Annotated in this window: 20 protein-coding genes; 18 read left to right on the top strand and 2 right to left on the bottom strand. The window is 68.7% G+C overall.

Going from position 1 to position 20,068, the window contains the following annotated elements; all coding sequences use genetic code 11:
• The 10 genes from EL337_RS15585 (at nt 1) to xerD (ending at nt 10,425) form a co-directional block, all read left to right on the top strand.
• The gene (locus EL337_RS15585; protein WP_048631187.1) at nt 1-1,014 is read left to right on the top strand and encodes an HAD-IIA family hydrolase; all 1,014 of its coding nucleotides are present in this window, start codon (nt 1-3) and stop codon (nt 1,012-1,014) included.
• A gap of 13 nt (nt 1,015-1,027) precedes the next feature.
• Nucleotides 1,028-1,183, top strand: coding sequence for a hypothetical protein (locus EL337_RS28750; RefSeq protein WP_170216922.1), 156 nt, complete (start codon nt 1,028-1,030; stop codon nt 1,181-1,183).
• Between the two features lie 6 nt (nt 1,184-1,189).
• On the top strand, nt 1,190-2,002 hold the full coding sequence (locus EL337_RS15580; protein WP_048631186.1) for a TlyA family RNA methyltransferase: 813 nt from the start codon (nt 1,190-1,192) through the stop codon (nt 2,000-2,002).
• On the top strand, nt 1,999-2,931 hold the full coding sequence (locus EL337_RS15575) for an NAD kinase (protein ID WP_048631185.1): 933 nt from the start codon (nt 1,999-2,001) through the stop codon (nt 2,929-2,931). The genes EL337_RS15580 and EL337_RS15575 overlap by 4 nt, the downstream gene beginning before the upstream one ends.
• A complete protein-coding gene (gene recN, locus EL337_RS15570) occupies nt 2,931-4,709 on the top strand; it encodes a DNA repair protein RecN (RefSeq protein ID WP_048631291.1) in 1,779 nt (592 codons plus the stop codon). Before EL337_RS15575 ends, recN begins: the two co-directional genes overlap by 1 nt.
• A 104-nt stretch (nt 4,710-4,813) precedes the next feature.
• Nucleotides 4,814-5,998 carry a putative cytokinetic ring protein SteA gene (steA, locus tag EL337_RS15565; protein WP_048631184.1) on the top strand — a complete coding sequence of 395 codons (1,185 nt, stop codon included), beginning with the start codon at nt 4,814-4,816 and terminating at the stop codon, nt 5,996-5,998.
• Nucleotides 5,999-6,008: 10 nt separating this feature from the next.
• Nucleotides 6,009-6,950, top strand: coding sequence for a copper transporter (locus EL337_RS15560; protein ID WP_048631183.1), 942 nt, complete (start codon nt 6,009-6,011; stop codon nt 6,948-6,950).
• A 139-nt stretch (nt 6,951-7,089) separates the two neighbouring features.
• Nucleotides 7,090-8,841 carry a CTP synthase gene (locus EL337_RS15555; RefSeq protein ID WP_048631182.1) on the top strand — a complete coding sequence of 584 codons (1,752 nt, stop codon included), beginning with the start codon at nt 7,090-7,092 and terminating at the stop codon, nt 8,839-8,841.
• The gene (locus EL337_RS15550; RefSeq protein ID WP_048631181.1) at nt 8,834-9,469 is read left to right on the top strand and encodes an NUDIX domain-containing protein; all 636 of its coding nucleotides are present in this window, start codon (nt 8,834-8,836) and stop codon (nt 9,467-9,469) included. Before EL337_RS15555 ends, EL337_RS15550 begins: the two co-directional genes overlap by 8 nt.
• Complete coding sequence (gene xerD / locus EL337_RS15545) at nt 9,466-10,425, top strand: site-specific tyrosine recombinase XerD (RefSeq protein WP_370737123.1); 960 nt, start codon at nt 9,466-9,468, stop codon at nt 10,423-10,425. Before EL337_RS15550 ends, xerD begins: the two co-directional genes overlap by 4 nt.
• Here the strand turns inward: xerD and EL337_RS15540 are convergent.
• A complete protein-coding gene (locus EL337_RS15540) occupies nt 10,422-11,114 on the bottom strand; it encodes an O-methyltransferase (RefSeq protein WP_048631289.1) in 693 nt (230 codons plus the stop codon). The genes xerD and EL337_RS15540 overlap by 4 nt on opposite strands.
• A 215-nt stretch (nt 11,115-11,329) precedes the next feature.
• Here EL337_RS15540 and EL337_RS15535 point away from each other — a divergent pair, with 215 nt between their 5' ends.
• The 8 genes from EL337_RS15535 (at nt 11,330) to EL337_RS15500 (ending at nt 18,538) form a co-directional block, all read left to right on the top strand.
• Entirely contained in the window at nt 11,330-12,229 is a 900-nt protein-coding gene (locus tag EL337_RS15535; RefSeq protein WP_048631180.1) for a ParA family protein, read from the top strand.
• Entirely contained in the window at nt 12,226-13,038 is an 813-nt protein-coding gene (locus EL337_RS15530; RefSeq protein ID WP_048631179.1) for a segregation/condensation protein A, read from the top strand. The genes EL337_RS15535 and EL337_RS15530 overlap by 4 nt, the downstream gene beginning before the upstream one ends.
• Nucleotides 13,039-13,045: 7 nt before the next feature.
• Nucleotides 13,046-13,732 (top strand): SMC-Scp complex subunit ScpB, encoded by a 687-nt coding sequence (gene scpB / locus EL337_RS15525; protein ID WP_048631178.1) that lies wholly within the window; start codon nt 13,046-13,048, stop codon nt 13,730-13,732.
• A 2-nt stretch (nt 13,733-13,734) separates the two neighbouring features.
• Nucleotides 13,735-14,478, top strand: coding sequence for a pseudouridine synthase (locus EL337_RS15520; protein WP_048631288.1), 744 nt, complete (start codon nt 13,735-13,737; stop codon nt 14,476-14,478).
• The gene (gene cmk / locus EL337_RS15515; protein ID WP_048631177.1) at nt 14,475-15,161 is read left to right on the top strand and encodes a (d)CMP kinase; all 687 of its coding nucleotides are present in this window, start codon (nt 14,475-14,477) and stop codon (nt 15,159-15,161) included. Before EL337_RS15520 ends, cmk begins: the two co-directional genes overlap by 4 nt.
• Nucleotides 15,158-16,585, top strand: coding sequence for a ribosome biogenesis GTPase Der (der, locus tag EL337_RS15510; protein WP_048631176.1), 1,428 nt, complete (start codon nt 15,158-15,160; stop codon nt 16,583-16,585). The genes cmk and der overlap by 4 nt, the downstream gene beginning before the upstream one ends.
• Nucleotides 16,586-16,612: 27 nt before the next feature.
• A complete protein-coding gene (locus tag EL337_RS15505) occupies nt 16,613-17,395 on the top strand; it encodes a sulfite exporter TauE/SafE family protein (protein ID WP_048631175.1) in 783 nt (260 codons plus the stop codon).
• 213 nt (nt 17,396-17,608) lie between these two features.
• The gene (locus EL337_RS15500) at nt 17,609-18,538 is read left to right on the top strand and encodes a sulfite exporter TauE/SafE family protein (RefSeq protein WP_048631174.1); all 930 of its coding nucleotides are present in this window, start codon (nt 17,609-17,611) and stop codon (nt 18,536-18,538) included.
• Here the strand turns inward: EL337_RS15500 and EL337_RS15495 are convergent.
• Nucleotides 18,518-20,059 (bottom strand): cryptochrome/photolyase family protein, encoded by a 1,542-nt coding sequence (locus EL337_RS15495; RefSeq protein ID WP_048631173.1) that lies wholly within the window; start codon nt 20,057-20,059, stop codon nt 18,518-18,520. The genes EL337_RS15500 and EL337_RS15495 overlap by 21 nt on opposite strands.
• Between the last annotated feature and the right edge of the window lie 9 nt (nt 20,060-20,068).

The raw sequence follows: 20,068 nt of genomic DNA, 5'->3' as shown, positions 1-20,068 counted from the left end.
GTGAAAACTCTTGCACAGCAACATGACTCCTTGTTGCTTGACCTGGATGGCACGGTGTTTCGCGGGCATGAGCCCACGACGGGTGCCGTCGAGACGCTGGCGTCCATCGAGTCGCGGATTCTGTTCGTCACCAACAACGCGTCCAGGGACGCGGCGCAGGTGGCCGATCATCTGTGCGAGCTCGGATTCAGTGCGGTGCCCGACGATGTGGTCACCAGCGCTCAGAGCGCAGCCAGGATGCTCGCCCGACAGCTGCCCAGCGGGGCGAAGGTCCTTGTCATCGGCACCGACTCCTTGGCCGGTGAGGTCAGTGCCGTCGGGCTGCAACCCGTGCGCGAGTGGACGGACGACCCGGTGGCCGTCGTGCAGGGGCACTCACCGGAAACCGGTTGGCAGAACCTGGCCGAGGCGGCGCTGGCCATCCGCTCCGGCGCGCTGTGGGTGGCCGCCAATGTGGACAAGACACTGCCTTCGGAGCGTGGACTGCTGCCGGGTAACGGTTCGATGGTCGCTGCCTTGCGGACGGCTACCGACACCGAACCCCAAGTGGCGGGTAAGCCCGCACCCGCGCTGCTCGCGGATGCCATGTCGCGCGGCGACTTCGACTCCCCACTGGTGGTCGGTGACCGCCTCGACACCGACATCGCCGGCGCCAACGCCGCGGAGCTACCCAGCCTGATGGTGCTCTGCGGGGTGAATTCGGCCGCTGACGCCGTCTGGGCCACCGCTGCGGAGCGGCCCGTGTACCTCGCCGAGGATCTGCGCGCTCTCACGATCGAGGACGCGGCGACGTTACGGGTCGAACCGCACCCCGGCTGGCGCGTCGAGGTCACCGACGACGCGGTCACCGTGACGTCCACCGGCTCTGACCCCGGCGATCCGCTGTCGGCGGTGCGCGCGATCGCGGCCGCCGTGTGGGCCGGCGATCTCCGGCCGCGAGCGATCATCGGGGGCGACGACGCGGCGCGACAGGCCGTCGAGCGTTGGTCGCTGGTGTCGACGCACGTCGACTAGCGTGAACCACGTCATGAGTAATGATCCCGACCAGATCCGCGCCCAGGTCGCTGAGCTACTCGGCGAATCGGCCGACATATCGTCCGCTGACCTGGACTCCGTCGCCGCGCGTCTCGACGAGGCGCACGATCTGCTGGTGCAGGCGCTGGAATCCGTCGAGAAGGGCTGATCCGCGGTGACGCGTCGCGCACGTGTGGACGCCGAACTGGTCCGCCGCGGACTCGCCCGTTCGCGTCAGCAGGCCGCTGAGCTGATCGGCGCCGGCCGGGTTCGCGTCGACGGTATGCCTGCGGCGAAGCCCGCGACGGCGGTGTCGATCGGCGCCAACCTGACCGTCGACGGCGGCACCGAGGACTCCTGGGTGTCACGCGGGGCCCACAAGCTGATCGGTGCCCTGGATTCCTTCGGGTTGACGGTAGAGGGACGGCGCTGCCTGGACGCCGGTGCGTCCACCGGGGGATTCACCCAGGTGCTGCTCGACCGCCAGGCCCGCGAGGTGGTGGCCGTCGATGTCGGCTACGGTCAGCTGGCCTGGCCGGTGCGCACGGACCCGAGGGTGACCGTCATGGAGCGCACCAATGTCCGGGACCTCACTCCCGACGTGATCGGGGGACAGGTGGACCTGGTGGTCGCAGATCTGTCGTTCATCTCGCTGGCCACGGTGCTGCCCGCACTGACCGCCTGCGCGTCGGCCGACGCCGATATCGTTCCCATGGTGAAACCGCAGTTCGAAGTCGGTAAGGCCCGGGTCGGCGCCGGCGGTGTGGTGTCAGACCCGCTGCTGCGCGCCGACGCGGTGCTCACGGTTGCTCGCCGAGCGGCCGAACTCAACTGGCACGCGGTCGCTGTCACTGCCAGCCCGCTGCCCGGACCTGCGGGCAACGTCGAGTACTTCCTGCGGCTACGGGCCGCCGGCGACGACGCCGCGCTGTCCGGCGACGCACTCGACACCGCAGTCCGGCGTGCCGTCGACGAGGGGCCACAATGACCGGAAATTCACCGGAGCGCACCATCCTGCTGGTTGTGCACGCCGGGCGCAGCGATGCGACCGAGGTGGCGCGTCGGGTCGCGAAAGTCCTCGCCGACAACGGAATAGGGCTGCGCTTCTTGTCCGCGGAGGCCGTGGATCGAGGACCGGTCCAACTGTCACCCCACGACATCCAGGCGCTGGGCGCCGAGATCGAGGTGGTCGACGCCGACGAGCGCGCCGCCGAAGGGTGCGAGCTGGTGCTCGTACTCGGCGGTGACGGGACGTTCCTGCGTGCTGCCGAACTCGCCCGCAACGTGGAGATCCCGGTGCTGGGGGTCAATCTGGGCAAGATCGGGTTCCTCGCCGAGGCCGAGGCCGAGGCGATCGACCAGGTGCTCGACCACATCGTCCGCCGCGACTACCGGGTCGAGGAGCGGATGACCCTCGATGTCTCGGTGCGCGTGGGGGGTGAGGTCGTGGATCGCGGGTGGGCGCTCAACGAGGCCAGCCTGGAGAAGGGACCGCGCCTCGGCGTGCTCGGTGTGGTGCTGGAGGTCGACGGCAGGCCGGTGTCGTCGTTCGGCTGTGACGGGGTGCTGGTGTCGACGCCGACGGGGTCGACGGCGTACGCGTTCTCCGCGGGCGGGCCGGTGCTGTGGCCGGATCTCGAGGCCATCATCGTGGTGCCCAACAACGCCCACGCTCTGTTCGCGCGCCCCATGGTCACCAGCCCCGACGCCGCGATCGCCATCGAGATCGAGGCCAGCGGCCACGACGCCCTGGTGTTCTGCGACGGCCGCCGGGAGATGGTGTTGCCCGCAGGCGGGCGGCTCGAGGTGACCAGGTGCGGCACGCCGCTGAAGTGGGTGCGGCTGGACAGCGCGCCGTTCACCGACAGGTTGGTGCGCAAGTTCCGGTTGCCGGTCACGGGGTGGCGCGGACCGTAGTGCTAGCAGAGATCAGAATCGAGGCCCTGGGCGCCATCAGTGCCGCGACCGCCGAGTTCGACGGCGGGCTGACGGTACTGACCGGCGAGACCGGCGCGGGCAAGACCATGGTGGTCACCGGGCTGCACCTGCTCGGGGGTGCCCGCGCCGATGCGACCAAGGTTCGGTCGGGCGCCGACCGGGCCGTCGTCGAAGGCCGTTTCACCACAACCGAACTCGGCCCGCCGGTGACGGCCCAGGTGGACGAGATCCTCGACTCGTCCGGCGCCGACCGTGACGACGACGGCAGCATCATCGCCGCCCGATCCGTCAGTCGCGACGGCCCGTCCCGCGCGTTCCTCGGCGGGCGCAGCGTGCCAGCCAAATCGCTGAGCAGTTTCACCAACGAACTGCTCACGTTGCACGGGCAGAACGACCAGCTGCGGCTCATGCGCCCCGACGAGCAGCGTGGAGCACTCGACCGCTACGCCGACATCGCCGGGCAACTGGACCGCTATCGCACCGCCCGCGATACGTGGCTGGCGGCCAGGAGCGACCTCGAGGATCGGCGCAGGCGCACCCGCGAACTCGCTCAGGAAGCCGACCGGCTGCAGTTCGCGCTGAACGAGATCGAGGTGGTGGCACCGCAACCCGGCGAGGACGAGACACTGGTCTCCGACATCCGCCGGCTGTCCGAGCTGGACGCCTTGCGCGAGGCCGTGCACACGGCCCGTTCGGCGCTGTCCGGAGACGGCGACGACGCTGCCGCCTTCTCCGCCGCGAGCGCGGTCGCCCAGGCCCGGGCGGCGCTGGACGGCACCGACGACGCGCCGCTGAAGGCCTTGGCCGACCAACTCGGGGCGGCCTTGTCGGTGCTGGTGGACGTGTCCACCGAACTGAGCCACTATCTGTCCGAACTGCCCAGTGACGCAAGCACACTGGAGACGAAACTGGCGCGCCAGGCCGAGTTGCGGCCGTTGACCCGTAAGTACGCCGCCGACATCGACGGTGTGCTGGCGTGGGCCAAGGAGGCTGCCGAACGCCTCGCGCAGCTCGACGTGTCCGAGGAGACGCTGGCCGAGCTGCAGCGCCGGGTGGACGCGCTGGAGGCGAAGGTGGTTGCCGCGGCCGCGGACCTGACCAAGGTGCGGGTCAAGGCCGCCAAGGGCTTGTCCAAGGCGGTCACAAGCGAACTGTCGGGGCTGGCGATGTCCGGCGCCGCCTTCTCCATCGCCGTGACACCGCTGCCGGCGCGAGCCGACGACAGTGCCCCGCTGCAACTGCCGTCGGGGGCCGTGGCCCACGCCGGGCGTGACGGCGTGGACGCTGTCGATTTCGGGTTCGCCGCCCACGGCGGGTCGGACCTGCTCCCGCTGAACAAGAGCGCGTCCGGCGGTGAACTGTCGCGAGTGATGCTCGCACTGGAGGTGGTGCTCGCCGCGTCGACCGAGGGCACCACGATGGTATTCGACGAGGTCGATGCCGGAGTCGGCGGGCGCGCCGCCGTCCAGATCGGGCGCAGGCTGGCCCGGCTGGCGCGCACCCACCAGGTCATCGTCGTCACCCACCTGCCTCAGGTCGCGGCGTACGCCGACGTCCACCTCGTCGTCGAGGGCACCGGCGACGGGACCGGCGGTAAGAACGGACGGGCGAAATCTAGCGGGGTACGGCGCCTCGGCGAAGACGACCGGGTCGCCGAGCTGGCCCGGATGCTGGCCGGGCTGGGGGAGTCCGACAGCGGGCGGGCACATGCGCGCGACCTGCTGGACGCCGCTCGCAGTGATCGGGACAGCCCCTGAGGCGCCGCCGCGGCGTGTGACTGGTGTGACGGAAGGTAACTTCTGAGGCTGGTGTTACGGCGCGCCTCCGACACATTTCGGTCGGCGCTGGACAGAATCTGGCCATGAAGATGTCAGCGCTGCTGTCCCGTAATGCCAGCTCACGGCCAGGTATCACCGGCACCGCCCGCGTGGACCGTGACATCGATCGGCTGCTCAGGCGGCTGGCCCCCGGGGACATCGTCGTCCTGGACGCCCTGGACCTCGACCGGGTCACCGCCGATGCGCTGGTCGAGGCAGAGGTCGCCGCGGTCGTCAACGCGTCGTCGTCCATCTCCGGCCGCTACCCCAACCTCGGACCCGAGGTCCTGGTGGCCAACGGCATCGCCCTCGTCGACGAGACCGGCCCCGAGGTGTTCAAGAAGGTCAAGGACGGCGCCCGGATCCGGCTCAACGAGGGCGGCATCTACTCCGGTGACCGGCGCATCGCCCTGGGTACCGAACGTACCGACGCCGACATCCACGAATTGATGCAGGAAGCCAAGGGTGGGCTGGTCGCTCATCTGGAAGCCTTCGCCGGCAACACGATCGAGTTCATCCGCAGCGAAAGCCCGTTGCTGATCGACGGTATCGGCATCCCGGACATCGACGTCGACATGAACCGCAGGCACGTGGTGATCGTGGCCGAGGAAGCCAATGCCGCGGCGGACCTCAAGGCCCTCAAGCCCTTCATCAAGGAGTACCAGCCGGTGCTGGTGGGGGTCGGCACCGGCGCCGACATCCTGCGTAAAGCCGGTTACCGCCCGGCGCTGATCGTCGGTGATCCGGACAAGATCAGCACCGAGGTGCTGCGGTGCGGCGCCCAGGTGGTACTGCCCGCCGACGCCGACGGGCACGCCGCCGGGCTCGAGCGCATCCAGGATCTCGGAGTCGGCGCGATGACGTTCCCGGCCGCCGGTTCCGCCGCCGACCTGGCGCTACTGCTGTGCGACCACCACGGCGCCTCGCTGATCGTCACGGTCGGACACACCGCCAGCATCGAGGAGTTCTTCGATCGCAAACGCCAGCAGAGCAACCCCTCCACCTTCCTGACCCGCATGAAGGTCGGGGACAAGCTCGTGGACGCGAAAGCGGTCGCGACGCTGTACCGCAGCCGGGTGTCCGGGGGTGCCATCGCACTGCTGGTGCTGGCCATGCTGATCGCGGTGATCGCCGCCCTGTGGGTGTCGCGCGCCGATGCTGCCGTGCTCGAGTGGGTGTCCCAGTACTGGAACCAGTTCCTGCTCTGGGTCCAGGGCCTGGTCTCGTAGGGGACCGACGGTGATCTCGCTGCGCTCGCACGCCATCTCCCTCGCCGCGGTGTTCCTGGCCCTTGCCATCGGCGTCGCCCTGGGATCCGGGCTGCTGTCCAACACGGTGTTGTCGGGCCTGCAGGATGACAAGCAGGACATGCAGGTCCAGATCGACACGCTGACCGGCGACCGCAACGCGCTCAACGAGAAGCTCAGCGCCGCATCCGACTTCGACGCACAGATGGCGCCGCGCATCCTGCAGGACAGCCTGGCGAACAAGTCGGTGGTGATCTTCCGCACCCCGGACGCAGCCGACGACGACATCGACGGGCTGACCCGGCTGGTGACCGAGGCCGGCGGCAGGGTGACCGGCACGCTGGGCCTGACGCAGGAACTCGTCGATGCCAACTCGGCCGAGAAACTGCTGTCGGTGGTCAACTCGCCGATCGTGCCCGCGGGTGCCCAGTTGAGCACCGCCTCCGTCGACCAGGGCTTCAAGGCCGGCGACCTGCTCGGTATCTCGCTGCTGAACAACAGAGATCCGAAGGTGGCGCCGGTCGACGACGCCCAGCGCGCGACCGTGCTGGCCGCGCTGCGCGACACCGGCTTCATCACCTACGGCACCGAGAGCATCGGCGCCGCCGACACCGCGCTCATCGTCACCGGCGGGCCGCTCGGCGACGACGCGGGCAACCAGGGGTCCAGCGTCGCCCGCTTCGCCGCCGGCGTGGCCGGCCACGGGTCGGGCACCGTCCTGGTCGGGCGGGACGGATCGGCCACCGGCACCTCCGCGGTCGCGGTTACTCGGGCGGACGCCGCGTTGAGAAACGCCGTCAGCACCGTCGACGACATCTCCAGCGAATCCGGCCGGATCACTGCGGTGCTGGCGCTGAGCGCGCTCATCAACGGCGGCAAGCCCGACCAGTTCGGCATCGGCCAGGGAGCCACGTCGGTCACCGTTCCGCAGTAGCGCCGTCCCGCGGAGGCGCGGCGCGTCAGCCACAGGTTGTCGCAGTCGGTGTTAGGGTGAGATTCCGTGGGTCGGCAGGCCCCCAATTGGGTGTTTACCCAGCATCGCAAGCCCTGCCCGGTCATCACGGAGGTCGCACTTGGCAGCGTTACGCAAGCACCCGCAAACGGCCACCAAGCATATTTTCGTCACCGGTGGTGTGGTGTCATCGCTCGGCAAGGGACTCACAGCGTCCAGCCTCGGTCAGCTCCTGACCGCGCGCGGGTTGCAGGTGACGATGCAGAAGCTCGATCCCTACCTGAACGTCGACCCGGGAACGATGAACCCGTTCCAGCACGGTGAGGTGTTCGTCACCGAAGACGGCGCGGAGACCGACCTCGACGTCGGCCACTACGAACGCTTCCTGGACCGCAACCTGTCCGGCTTCGCCAACGTCACCACCGGGCAGGTGTATTCGACCGTCATCGCCAAGGAGCGCCGCGGCGAGTATCTGGGCGACACCGTCCAGGTGATCCCGCACATCACCGACGAGATCAAGCGGCGCGTGCTCGCGATGGCCGAGCCCGACAGCAGCGGCATCCGGCCCGACGTGGTGATCACCGAGGTCGGCGGCACCGTCGGTGACATCGAGTCGCTGCCGTTCCTTGAAGCCGCACGCCAGGTGCGCCACGAGGTCGGACGAGACAACTGCTTCTTCCTGCATTGCGCGCTGGTGCCGTACATGGCCCCCTCGGGAGAGCTGAAGACCAAGCCCACCCAGCACTCGGTTGCGGCGCTGCGCAGCATCGGCATCCAGCCGGATGCGCTGATCCTGCGCTGCGACCGCGACGTTCCCGAGCCGCTCAAGATCAAGATCGCGCTGATGTGCGATGTGGACATCGACGGCGTCATCTCCACCCCCGACGCTCCGTCGATCTACGACATCCCCAAGGTGCTGCACCGCGAAGAGCTCGACGCCTACGTGGTCCGACGGCTGAACCTGCCGTTCCGCGACGTCGACTGGACGCAGTGGAACGATCTTCTGCACCGCGTGCACGAGCCGCGGGACACGGTGCGAATCGCCCTGGTGGGCAAGTACATCGATCTCTCCGACGCCTATCTGTCGGTCGCGGAGGCGTTGCGTGCCGGTGGCTTCGCCCACCACGCCAAGGTCGAAATGCGCTGGGTGCCCTCCGATGACTGCGAGACCGACGCCGGAGCCGCGTCGGCCCTTGCCGATGTCGATGGCGTGCTGATCCCCGGAGGTTTCGGGATCCGCGGCATCGAAGGCAAGATCGGCGCCATCCGCTATGCCCGCAAGCGCGGCCTCCCCGTCCTGGGCTTGTGCCTGGGTCTGCAGTGCATCGTCATCGAGGCCGCCCGCTCGGTCGGCTTGACCGACGCCAATTCCGCGGAGTTCGAGCCCGAGACCCGTGACCCGGTGATCTCCACCATGGCCGATCAGCGGGACGCCGTCGCCGGCGAAGCCGACCTGGGCGGCACCATGCGGCTCGGCGCCTACCCGGCCGTTCTGGAGCCGGGCTCGCTTGTGGCACAGGCCTATGACGCCACCGAGGTGTCGGAGCGGCACCGGCACCGCTACGAGGTGAACAACGCCTACCGGGACAAGATCGCCGAGAGCGGCCTGCGCTTCTCGGGCACCTCGCCTGACGGGCATCTGGTGGAGTTCGTGGAGTATCCCGCCGAGGTGCACCCGTTCCTGGTGGGAACTCAGGCGCACCCGGAGCTCAAGAGCCGCCCGACCCGTCCGCACCCGCTGTTCGTGGCGTTCATCGGGGCGTCGGTGGTGTACAACAATGCCGAGCGTCTGCCTGTGGAGATGCCCGCGGTGCCCGATCACGAGCCCAACGGTGCCGAGCACGCCCTCGAGGACGCCCCGGCTCGTGGCTGAGGGCGGGCCCGGACGTCACGAGTTCTCCACCGTCTCGTCGGAGACGCTGTACGTCGGCAAGATCCTTGCGCTGCGCGCCGACGAGGTACTGATGCCCGGGGGCGGCACGGCCCGGCGCGAGGTCGTCGAACACTTCGGCGCTGTCGCCGTGGTGGCTCTCGACGACGACGGGCGCATCGTGCTGATCCATCAGTACCGCCACCCCTACGGCAGGCGGTTGTGGGAGCTGCCGGCCGGACTGCTGGACGCCGCCGGGGAGGCGCCGCACGTCTCGGCGGCGCGTGAGCTGGCCGAGGAGGTCGGCCTGGCCGCCCGAACCTGGCGGACGCTGGTCGATCTGGATTCCGCCCCGGGATTCTGCGACGAGAGCGTGCGGGTGTTCCTGGCCACCGGGCTGAGCGAGGTGGAGCGGCCCGATGCGCACGACGAGGAGGCCGACCTGATCGTGCGGCGTGTCGCTCTCACCGAGGCCGTTGCCGGCGTGTACTCCGGAGACATCGTCAACTCGATCTCGGTCGCCGGCATCCTGGCGGCCCACGCCATGCCGGACCGCGAGGTGTTGCGGCCCGTCGACGCTCCGTGGGCGGATCGGCCCACCGCATTGGCCCGGCGGATGGGGCATCTGTGACGTCGCCGTCGCTGTCCACCGGCCAGTCCCTGGCCGGGCAGGTCCAGGGATACCTGGACCATCTCGCGATCGAACGCGGGGTGGCGGCCAACACGCTGAGCTCGTACCGGCGGGACCTGCGGCGCTATTCCGAGCATCTGACGTCGCGCGGGGTCGCCGACCTGGGCGCGGTGACCGAGGCCGACGTGAGCGAGTTCCTGGTGGCGTTGCGTCGCGGCGACACCGACAACGGCGTGATGCCACTGTCGGCGGTGTCGGCGGCGCGGGCGCTGATCGCGGTGCGCGGCCTGCACAAGTTCGCGACCGCCGAGGGCATCGCGGCGATCGACGTGGCGCGCGAGGTGAAGCCGCCGACCCCCAGCCGCCGACTGCCCAAGAGCCTGAGCATCGACGAGGTGCTGGCGCTGCTGGAGGCCGGCGGCGGCGACAGCGAGACCGACGGACCGTTGACGCTGCGCAACCGGGCACTGCTGGAGATGTTGTACTCGACGGGCGCACGGATCTCCGAAGCGGTCGGCCTGGACATCGACGACGTCGACACCCAGGCCCGGTCGGTGCTGCTGCACGGCAAGGGCGGAAAGCAACGGCTGATTCCGGTCGGCCGGCCGGCCGTCATCGCGCTGGACGCCTACCTGGTGCGCGGACGTCCCGACCTGGCCCGCCGCGGCAGGGGCACTCCGGCGATCTTTCTCAACGCCCGCGGCGGACGGCTGTCCCGGCAGAGCGCCTGGCAGGTGCTGCAGGACGCCGCCGACCGGGCCGGTATCACCGCGACGGTGTCGCCCCACGTCCTGCGGCACTCGTTCGCCACCCACCTGCTCGACGGTGGCGCCGACGTCCGCGTGGTGCAGGAGCTGCTCGGGCACGCGTCGGTGACCACCACGCAGATCTACACCATGGTCACCGTCAACGCGCTGCGGGAAGTGTGGGCAGGAGCCCACCCGCGGGCTCGTTAACCGAGGTACTCGGACTCCAGTACGAGGTCGGGCAGCAACGACTGGTATTCCACGTGGGCCTTGTGCTCCACGGTGTGCCACAGCCCACCCTGATTGCCCCGCATGTATGCCCGGTAGCCGGGCGCTCCCGGCACGCCGACGTTGTCGGCGACGACGATCGAACCCCTGCGCAGCCACTCCCGTGTGAGTATGCGGCGCAGGTCGGGCAGGTAGGCGCGCTTGTCGTGGTCGATGAACACCAGGTCCAGCGCACCTGCGGTGACGCCGTGGTCGGAGGCGAGCGTGTCGAGGGTCGCGCCGCCGTCGCCGAGGGTGCCGACCACGCAGCTGATCCGGTCGGCGACCCCGGCATGTGTCCAGATGCGTTGAGCTACTTCGGCATTGGCGGCAGAGAACTCGACCGAGCAGATCCGCGCCGAGGGGGCCTGCCGGGCCATCCGCAGCGCGCTGTAGCCGCAGTAGGTGCCGAGCTCGAGCACGAGGCCGGGCGCGGCACGGCGCACGGCGGCATCGAGCAGGCGGCCCTTCTCGTCGCCGACGTTGACCAGCATCGACTTCTCGTAGGCGAAGGTGTCGATGGCCGCCAGCACGTCGTCCGGATCGCCGCGGCGGGCAGTTGCCTCGACGTGGGCGGCGCAGGCGGCTTCTCGACCGTCACCGATCTGGCCTGTCCGCAGGAACGACGGCATGCCCGCCAGGAAACGCCACGACGACCACCGCAGGAACGGCAGCTGCTGGGTGAGGCTCACGTCACCAGCCTAGGCAGACGGACGGCGGTTCTGGACCGGTGCGCACGTTCGGCGGGGTGTTACCTGCGGGTCTGCCCCGCGGGCAGCGCGCTCACCGTTAAACTTGCCCGGATGTCCGCCAAGCCTGTGGGTTGCCTGACCAGCGAGGGTCCGGCATGACCGACGAAACAGGCGGAATGGACCCCACCGCGCACGTGCCCGCAGTCGATCCGGATCCGACGCCGGGCCTGACCGGTCGCATCCCCAGGCAGACGCCGGAGCCGGCCCCTCGCACCTCGCACGGTCCCGCCAAGGTCATCGCGATGTGCAATCAGAAGGGCGGCGTCGGCAAGACCACGTCGACCATCAACCTCGGCGCCAGCCTCGCCGAGTACGGCAGGCGGGTGCTGCTGGTCGACCTCGACCCGCAGGGCGCGCTCTCGGCCGGGCTGGGGGTCCCGCACTACGAGCTCGATCACACCGTGCACAACCTGCTGGTCGAGCCCCGGGTGTCGATCGACCAGGTGCTGATCAAGACGCGGGTGCCCGGCCTGGATCTGGTCCCCAGCAACATCGACCTGTCCGCCGCGGAGATCCAGCTCGTCAACGAGGTGGGCCGCGAGCAGTCGCTGGCACGCGCTCTGTATCCGGTGCTGGATCGGTACGACTACGTCCTGATCGACTGCCAGCCGTCGCTGGGTCTGCTCACCGTGAACGGACTCGCCTGTAGCGACGGGGTCATCATCCCGACCGAATGCGAGTTCTTCTCGCTGCGCGGGCTGGCGTTGCTGACCGACACCGTCGAGAAGGTCCACGACCGGCTGAACCCGAAACTGTCGATCAGCGGCATCCTGATCACCCGGTACGACCCGCGCACCGTCAACTCGCGCGAGGTGATGGCCCGAGTGGTCGAGCGGTTCGGCGATCTGGTGTTCGACACCGTCGTCACGCGCACGGTGCGCTTTCCCGAGACCAGTGTCGCCGGTGAACCGATCACCACGTGGGCCCCGAAATCGGCTGGCGCCGAGGCATATCGGGCGCTCGCGCGTGAGGTCATCCACCGGTTCGGCGCGTGAGCGAGACGCCTGCGCAGGAGTCGGCACCGGTTGGTTTCCAGGTTCGGCTGAGCAATTTCGAAGGCCCGTTCGATCTGCTGCTGCAGCTGATCTTCGGTCACCGTCTTGACGTCACGGAAGTGGCACTGCACACGGTCACCGACGAGTTCATCGCGTACACCAAGGCGATCGGACCGCAGCTCGGGCTCGACGAGACAACGTCGTTCCTGGTGGTCGCGGCCACGTTGCTCGACCTGAAGGCGGCGCGCCTGCTCCCGGCCGGCGAGGTCCACGACGAGGAGGACCTGGCTCTGCTGGAGGTCCGCGACCTGCTGTTCGCCCGGCTGCTGCAGTACCGCGCGTTCAAGCACGTCGCGGTTATGTTCGCCGAGCTGGAGGCGGCTGCGATGCGCAGCTACCCGCGGGCGGTGTCGCTGGAGGACCGCTACGCCGAGCTGCTGCCCGAGGTGATGCTGGGTGTCGATGCGGGCCGGTTCGCGGAGATCGCCGCGACGGCGTTCACCCCGCGGCCGGTGCCGACGGTGGGCACCGATCACCTGCACCAGGTGCCGGTGTCGGTGCCCGAGCAGGCGGCCAATCTGATGTCGCAGCTCGAGCAGCGGGGGATCGGCCACTGGGCGTCGTTCTCCGACCTGGTCGCCGATTGCGAGATGCCGATGGAGATCGTCGGACGGTTCCTGGCGCTGCTCGAGTTGTACCGGGCCCGGGCGGTAGCATTCGAGCAGCCAGAACCGCTTGGAGTGCTCCAAATTTCGTGGACCGGAGAGCGGCCTGACAGCCAACAGTTGGCTACCGCGGACGCGGAATAGAAAGACTATGACTGAAAACACCGTGCGCGACGAGGGTGCTGCAGACGAGCTCCCCGAGCTCGAGCTCGACGACACCGAGCTGGATTCCGTGCTCGAGGCGCTGCTCCTGGTGGTCGACTCCCCGGTGAGCGTCGACGCGCTGGCCAGTGCCACCAATCAAATGCCGGAACGGGTGTCGGACCGTCTGCGCGTCCTCGCCGACGGATGGGCCGCCCGCGACAGCGGTATCGACCTGCGGGAGGCCGCAGGCGGCTGGCGGATGTACACCCGCCCGAAGTACGCGCCGTATGTGGAGAAGCTGCTCCTCGACGGCGCACGGTCGAAGCTGACGCGAGCAGCTCTGGAGACCCTCGCCGTCGTCGCGTACCGGCAGCCGGTCACCCGGGCGCGCGTGAGCGCCGTGCGGGGGGTCAACGTCGACGCGGTGATGCGGACCCTGCTGGCCCGCGGACTCATCACCGAGGCAGGCACCGATATGGACTCCGGGGCGGTGACGTTCGCGACCACCGAGCTGTTCCTGGAGCGGCTCGGATTGTCCTCGCTGACGGATCTTCCCGATATCGCACCGCTGCTTCCCGACGTCGACGTGATCGACGATCTCAGCGAAACGCTCAGTGAAGAGCCGCGTTTCATGAAACTCAACGGCACGCGCGCTCCCGAGGCGCCTGCGGCCATCGACGTGGATCAGGACTGATGATGACCGATCAAGAGGGCGTACGCCTGCAAAAGCTGTTGTCCCAGGCAGGAATCGCGTCCCGCAGGGTCGCGGAGAAGATGATCTTGGACGGCCGTGTCGAAGTCGACGATCGGATCGTCACCGAGCTGGGTACGCGGGTGGACCCGTCAGTGTCGGTGATTCGGGTCGACGGAGTCAGGATCTCGATCGACGACACCCTGGTGCACCTGGCGATCAACAAGCCCATCGGCATGCACTCGACGATGTCCGACGACCGCGGTCGACCGTGCGTCGGCGACCTCATCGAGCATCGGGTGCGTGGCAACAAGAAGCTCTTTCATGTCGGGCGCCTGGATGCCGACACCGAGGGACTGCTGCTGCTCACCAATGACGGCGAGCTGGCGCACCGGTTGATGCATCCGTCGTACGAGGTGCCCAAGAGCTACATCGCCACCGTCCTCGGTTCGGTGCCGCGCGGGCTGGGTCGCAAGCTCAAGGACGGAATCGAACTGGACGACGGGCCGATTCACCTCGACGACTTTGCGGTGGTCGACACGGTGCCGGGCAAGACGCTGGTGCGGGTGACCCTGCACGAGGGCCGCAAGCGGATCGTGCGACGACTGCTGGCCGAAGTGGGCTTTCCCGTGCAGGCACTGGTGCGCACCGACATCGGCGGAGTCACGCTCGGCGACCAGCGGCCGGGCAGCATCCGGGTGTTGACACAGAAAGAGATCGGCGAGCTCTACAAGGCGGTGGGTTTGTGAGCCATTCCCTGGTGATCGCGATCGACGGCCCGGCCGGTACCGGAAAGTCCTCGGTGGCACGAGGGTTGGCGTCATCGCTGAATGCGAGATACCTGGATACCGGCGCGATGTATCGCATCGTGACGCTCAGCGTGCTTCGGTCCGGCATCGCGCTGGAGGACACCGCGGCCATCGCCGCCGCGGCGGACGACGTGGACCTGACCGTCGGTAGCGACCCGACCGAGGACCGGTCTTTCCTCGCCGGGGAGGACGTCTCGGCCGAGATCCGCGGCGATGCCGTCACCAAGGCGGTGTCGGCCGTGTCGGCGGTGCCCGAGGTGCGGGCGCGACTGGTGGCCATGCAGCGCGAACTCGCCTCTGCCCCAGGTCATGTCGTCGTTGAGGGACGTGACATCGGCAGCGTCGTGCTCCCTGATGCCGACGTGAAGATCTTCCTGACCGCCTCAGCCGAGGAACGGGCCCGGCGGCGCAACGATCAAAATGTCGCGCGCGGGTTGCCCGACGACTACGAGGCGGTGCTGGCCGACGTCAAGCGCCGTGACCATCTGGATTCCACGCGCGCGGTGTCGCCGCTGCGCGCCGCCGACGATGCCGTCGTCGTGGATACCAGCGATATGAACCAAACCGAGGTCGTCACGCATCTGACCGGGCTCGTCGAGCAGAAAGCGGGCGTAAGCCGATGACCGAAGACGACACCGACGACACCGGCGGCACGTGGTTCGACGAAAGAGACTGGGAGCTCGGGGCCGAGGATGTCGCCGAGGCCATCGAGGAAGCGTCGGCACCGCCACCGGTGGTGGCCGTCGTCGGCAGGCCCAACGTCGGCAAATCCACGCTCGTCAACCGCATCCTGGGCCGCCGTGAGGCCGTCGTGCAGGACATCCCCGGGGTGACCCGCGACCGGGTGTCCTACGACGCGAACTGGCTCGGTCAGCGGTTCATGGTGCAGGACACCGGCGGGTGGGAGCCCGACGCCAAGGGTTTGCAGCAGCTCGTCGCCGAGCAGGCGGCGGTCGCGATGCGCACCGCCGACGCGATCATCTTCGTCGTCGACGCCATCGTCGGAGCCACCTCAGCAGACGAGGCCGCGGCAAAACTGTTGCAGCGCTCCGGAAAACCGGTGTTCCTGGCAGCGAACAAGGTCGACACCGAGCGCGGCGAAGCCGACGCCTCCGCCCTGTGGTCCCTGGGGTTGGGCCAGCCGCACCCCGTCAGCGCGATGCACGGGCGCGGCGTCGCCGACCTGCTCGACGCCGTGATCGAGGACCTGCCGACCACGTCCGAGGTGGCAGGTGGCTCCGGCGGTCCGCGCCGGGTGGCCCTGGTGGGCAAGCCGAACGTCGGCAAGTCCTCGCTGCTGAACCGGCTTTCCGGCGACGAACGGTCGGTGGTGCACGACGTCGCCGGCACGACCGTCGACCCGGTGGACTCGCTCATCGAGATGGAGGGCAAGCTCTGGCGGTTCGTCGACACCGCCGGATTGCGCCGCAAGGTCGGACAGGCCAGCGGCCACGAGTTCTACGCGTCGGTCCGCACGCACGGCGCGATCGACTCGGCTGAGGTGGCCATCGTGCTCATCGATGCGTCACAACCGCTCACCGAACAAGACCAGCGGGTGCTGGCGATGGTGGTCGAGGCGGGCCGGGCCCTGGTGCTGGCGTTCAACAAGTGGGACCTCGTCGACGAGGACCGCCGCTATCTGCTGGACCGGGAGATCGATCTGCAGTTGGCCCAATTGCAGTGGGCGCCGCGAGTCAACATCTCGGCCAAGACCGGCCGTGCGGTGCAGAAACTGGTGCCCGCACTGGAGACCTCGCTGGCCTCCTGGGACAGGCGAATCACGACCGGGCAGCTGAATACCTTCTTCAAGGAGATCGTCGCCGCGACACCGCCCCCGGTCCGCGGCGGCAAGCAGCCGCGGATTCTGTTCGCCACCCAGGCGACGGCCCGCCCGCCGACGTTCGTGCTGTTCACCTCGGGGTTCCTCGAAGCCGGCTATCGCCGCTTCCTGGAGCGGCGCCTGCGGGAGACTTTCGGCTTCGAGGGAAGCCCGATCCGGATCAATGTCCGGGTTCGCGAGAAGCGGGGCGCACGCGCGCGCAAGTGATCTCGGCTGCCCGATAGGGTGAATCAAATGTCCGTCCTCGACATGGTTCTCATCGCGCTCGCGGGTGTCGGGGCAGGAGCGATCAATGCCGTCGTCGGTTCCGGCACGCTGATCACGTTCCCCACGCTGGTGACGCTGGGTCTTCCGCCGGTGACCGCCACCATGTCGAACGCGGTGGGGCTCGTCGCCGGAGGGGTGTCGGGGACGTGGGGATACCGGCGCGAGCTTCGCGGGCAGTGGAACAGGTTGCGGTGGCAGATTCCCGCCTCGCTGGTCGGGGCAGGTTGCGGCGCGTGGCTGCTGCTGCACCTTCCGGAGAAGGTGTTCCTGCAGATCGTTCCGGTGCTGCTGATTCTTGCGCTGGCGCTCGTCGTCGTCGGTCCACGAATTCAGGCGTGGGCCAAGCGTCGCGCCGAGGCCTCCGGCAAATCGGTCGATCACGTGTCGGCGGCGCGGATGACGGCCCTGGTGGCGGCCACATTCGCGGTGGGGGTGTACGGCGGCTACTTCACGGCGGCGCAAGGCATCCTGCTGATCGCCGCGATGGGCGCGCTGCTGCCCGAGGACATGCAGCGCATGAACGCCGCCAAGAACCTGCTCTCGTTGCTCGTCAACATCGTGGCGGCGGTGGCCTACACCGTGGTGGCGTTCGACCGGATCAGCTGGGTCGCGGCCGGCCTGATCGCCATCGGGTCGCTGATCGGCGGTTTCGTGGGCGCACACTACGGGCGGCGGCTCTCCCCGAACGTCCTGCGTGCGGTGATCGTGGTGGTGGGATTGATCGGGCTGTGGCGTTTGTTGACCGTGTAAGCTGTGCCAAGTTTTGGTTACTCAGAAGATGGGATCGTCGAATGGCTGATCGCGTGCTCGTCACGCCGGCGCCGTCCGACGTGTCCGCGCTCGAGTTCTTCTGGCCCTCACGCCGGTCGATGGCGTTCGACGAGTGGTGTTGTCCGCGTCCCTGACGCGTACCCACCCGTCCCTTCGGTCGCCGCGCGGTGACCACAGCTCCCGAGAGCAGCCATGCGTTCGCTTCTGATCTTCACCCTTGTCGGTATCGGTGCCCAGCTCGTCGACGGTGCGCTGGGCATGGCGTTCGGCGTCACCGCCACCACGCTGCTGGTGCTGTCCAGCGTCGGCGCGGCCCAAGCCAGCGCCGCGGTGCACCTCGCCGAGGTGGGCACCACGTTCGCGTCGGGGCTGTCGCACTGGAAGTTCAAGAACATCGACTGGACGTTGGTCGCCAAACTCGGGGTCCCCGGTGCTGTCGGCGCGTTCCTCGGCGCCACGGTGCTGTCGTCGCTGTCCACCGAGCACGCCGCGCCGCTGATGGCCGCGATCCTGGTCGCCATCGGTATCTACGTGCTGCTGCGGTTCTCGCTGCGCACCCCGCTGACCTTCGGCGGCCGCGGCACCACTCACAGCACGAAATTTCTTGCCCCCCTTGGCCTGTTCGGCGGTTTCATCGACGCGTCCGGCGGTGGCGGCTGGGGCCCGGTGACGACGAGCACGCTGCTGTCGCAGGGCAAGACGGCGCCAAGGACCGTCATCGGTTCGGTCAGCGCGTCGGAATTCCTGGTGTCGGTGTCGGCCTCGCTGGGTTTCCTGATCGGCCTGCGCCAGGAGTTCCTGGAGAACTGGCCGGTGGTGGTGGGCCTGATGGTCGGTGGGGTGATCGCGGCCCCGTTCGCCGCGTGGCTGGTCAGCAGGATCAGCCCGGCGCTGCTGGGTACGGCGGTGGGCGGTGTCATCGTGCTCACCAACAGCCAGAAGCTGGTGCACTTCTTCGACATCAACTGGCCGTGGTCGACCGCGATCTACTCGTTGATCGTCGTGGTCTGGGTGTCCCTGGTGATCTACGCCTGGCGGGTGTCGCGGGCGCCGCGCTTCGCGCCGGACACTGCCGAGCCGTCGCCGGTCGACGTTCCCGGCTCAGAAGCGATCACGCGCTGATTCCTGCTCCAGCACGGCCCCGAGGTCGTTGAGCCGGTCCATCGACGACACGGCGCGGCGGGTGCGCATGTTCTTGGCCAGCAGGTCGCGATGGCGGTGGGTGAACGCCCAGTAGCCGGCGGTGAAGGGGCACGCGTCGTCGCCGACGCGCTTCTTGGGGTCGAATGCGCAGTCACCGCAGTGGTCGCTCATCTTGTTGATGTATGCGCCGCCGGAGGTGTAGGGCTTGGTGGCGAGCAGGCCACCGTCGGCGTGCTGGCTCATGCCGACGACGTTGGTGGGCATGACCCAGCGGAAGCCGTCGACGAAGGCGGTGGCGAACCAGTCGGTCAGTTCGTCGGGACGGTAACCGCGTTGCAGCGCATGGCTTCCGAGGACCATCAACCGCTGAATGTGGTGTGTCCAGCCGCGGTCGCGGACGCCCGCCAGTGCGTGGTGCAGGCATTGCGCGGTGACGGCGTCGGCGTCGAGGTCGGCCCACCAGTCCGGAAGGTGCGTGCGGGCCTTCAGTTCGTTCTTCTCGGTGTAGTCGGGGCCGAAATGCCAGTAGAGATGCCACATGTACTCGCGCCAGCCGAGGATCTGCCGGATGAAGCCCTCGACGGCGGCCAGCGGCGCCTTCTTGTCGCGGTAGGCCTGCTCGGCGGCCTCGACGGCGTCGAGCGGATGCAGCACGCCGAGGTTGAGCGGGACCGACAGCAAGGAGTGCGACATCGCCCAGTCGTCGCCCATGATGGCGTCCTCGTATCGGCCGAAGAGGGGCAGCCGGTGGTCGATGAAGCGGGCGAGCGCGCGCTTGGCCTCGACCGGGGTGACGGCGAACAGGCGGGGACCGTCCTGGCCGACGGTGTCGAGGTTCATCTGGTCGAGGTCACGACGTACCTGCTCGTCGATGTCGTCTTCGCGGGGCTTGTACGGAGCAGGCACCTCGAGCGTGGACTGCTTCTTCGGCGGCGGTTCGCGGTTGTCCTCGTCGTAGTTCCACCGATTGCCGACGGGGTCGGAGCCGTCCATCAGCACACCGAACCGACGTCGCTGGTCGCGGTAGAAGTCCTCCATCCGGAACCGGGTGCGCTCGCCCGCCCACTCCGCGAAGTCCTTGCGGGGCAGCGCGAACGTCGGCGTGGGCAGGACATCGGCGACCAGGCCGTCCTCGCGGAGCCGGTGGACGAACTTCTCGGCGGCGTGCGAGGTGGGTTCGTGGACGAGCACCGGCCGGTTGAACCGCCTCAGGGCGTCGGTGTACGTGTCGGCCTTCATCAAGGTGGCGCGGTCGCCGAGGTCGCGGTCGGCGTGACGCAGACCCGACATCACCAGATGCAGCTTCTGCCGGTGGTAGCGACGCTTGGCCAACGCGGAGGTGGCCTCGATCAGCAGGACCTCGCGGTGGGAATGCTCGCCTCCGTAGACCGCCGGGCCGAGCTGATCGGCGAACAGCCACAGGGGAGTGTCGTCACGCGTCGTCGTCACCCCCTCGGAGGTACCCGCCCGCGGAGACTTCGATGCACCTGTCACCACCATGTCAGCGTT

Origin of the sequence: Mycolicibacterium aurum (genome assembly GCF_900637195.1) — a bacterium.
GTDB lineage: Bacteria > Actinomycetota > Actinomycetes > Mycobacteriales > Mycobacteriaceae > Mycobacterium > Mycobacterium aurum.
The sequence above is the reverse complement of the archived record's forward strand: the minus strand, read 5'-3'. Positions and strand labels throughout refer to the sequence as shown.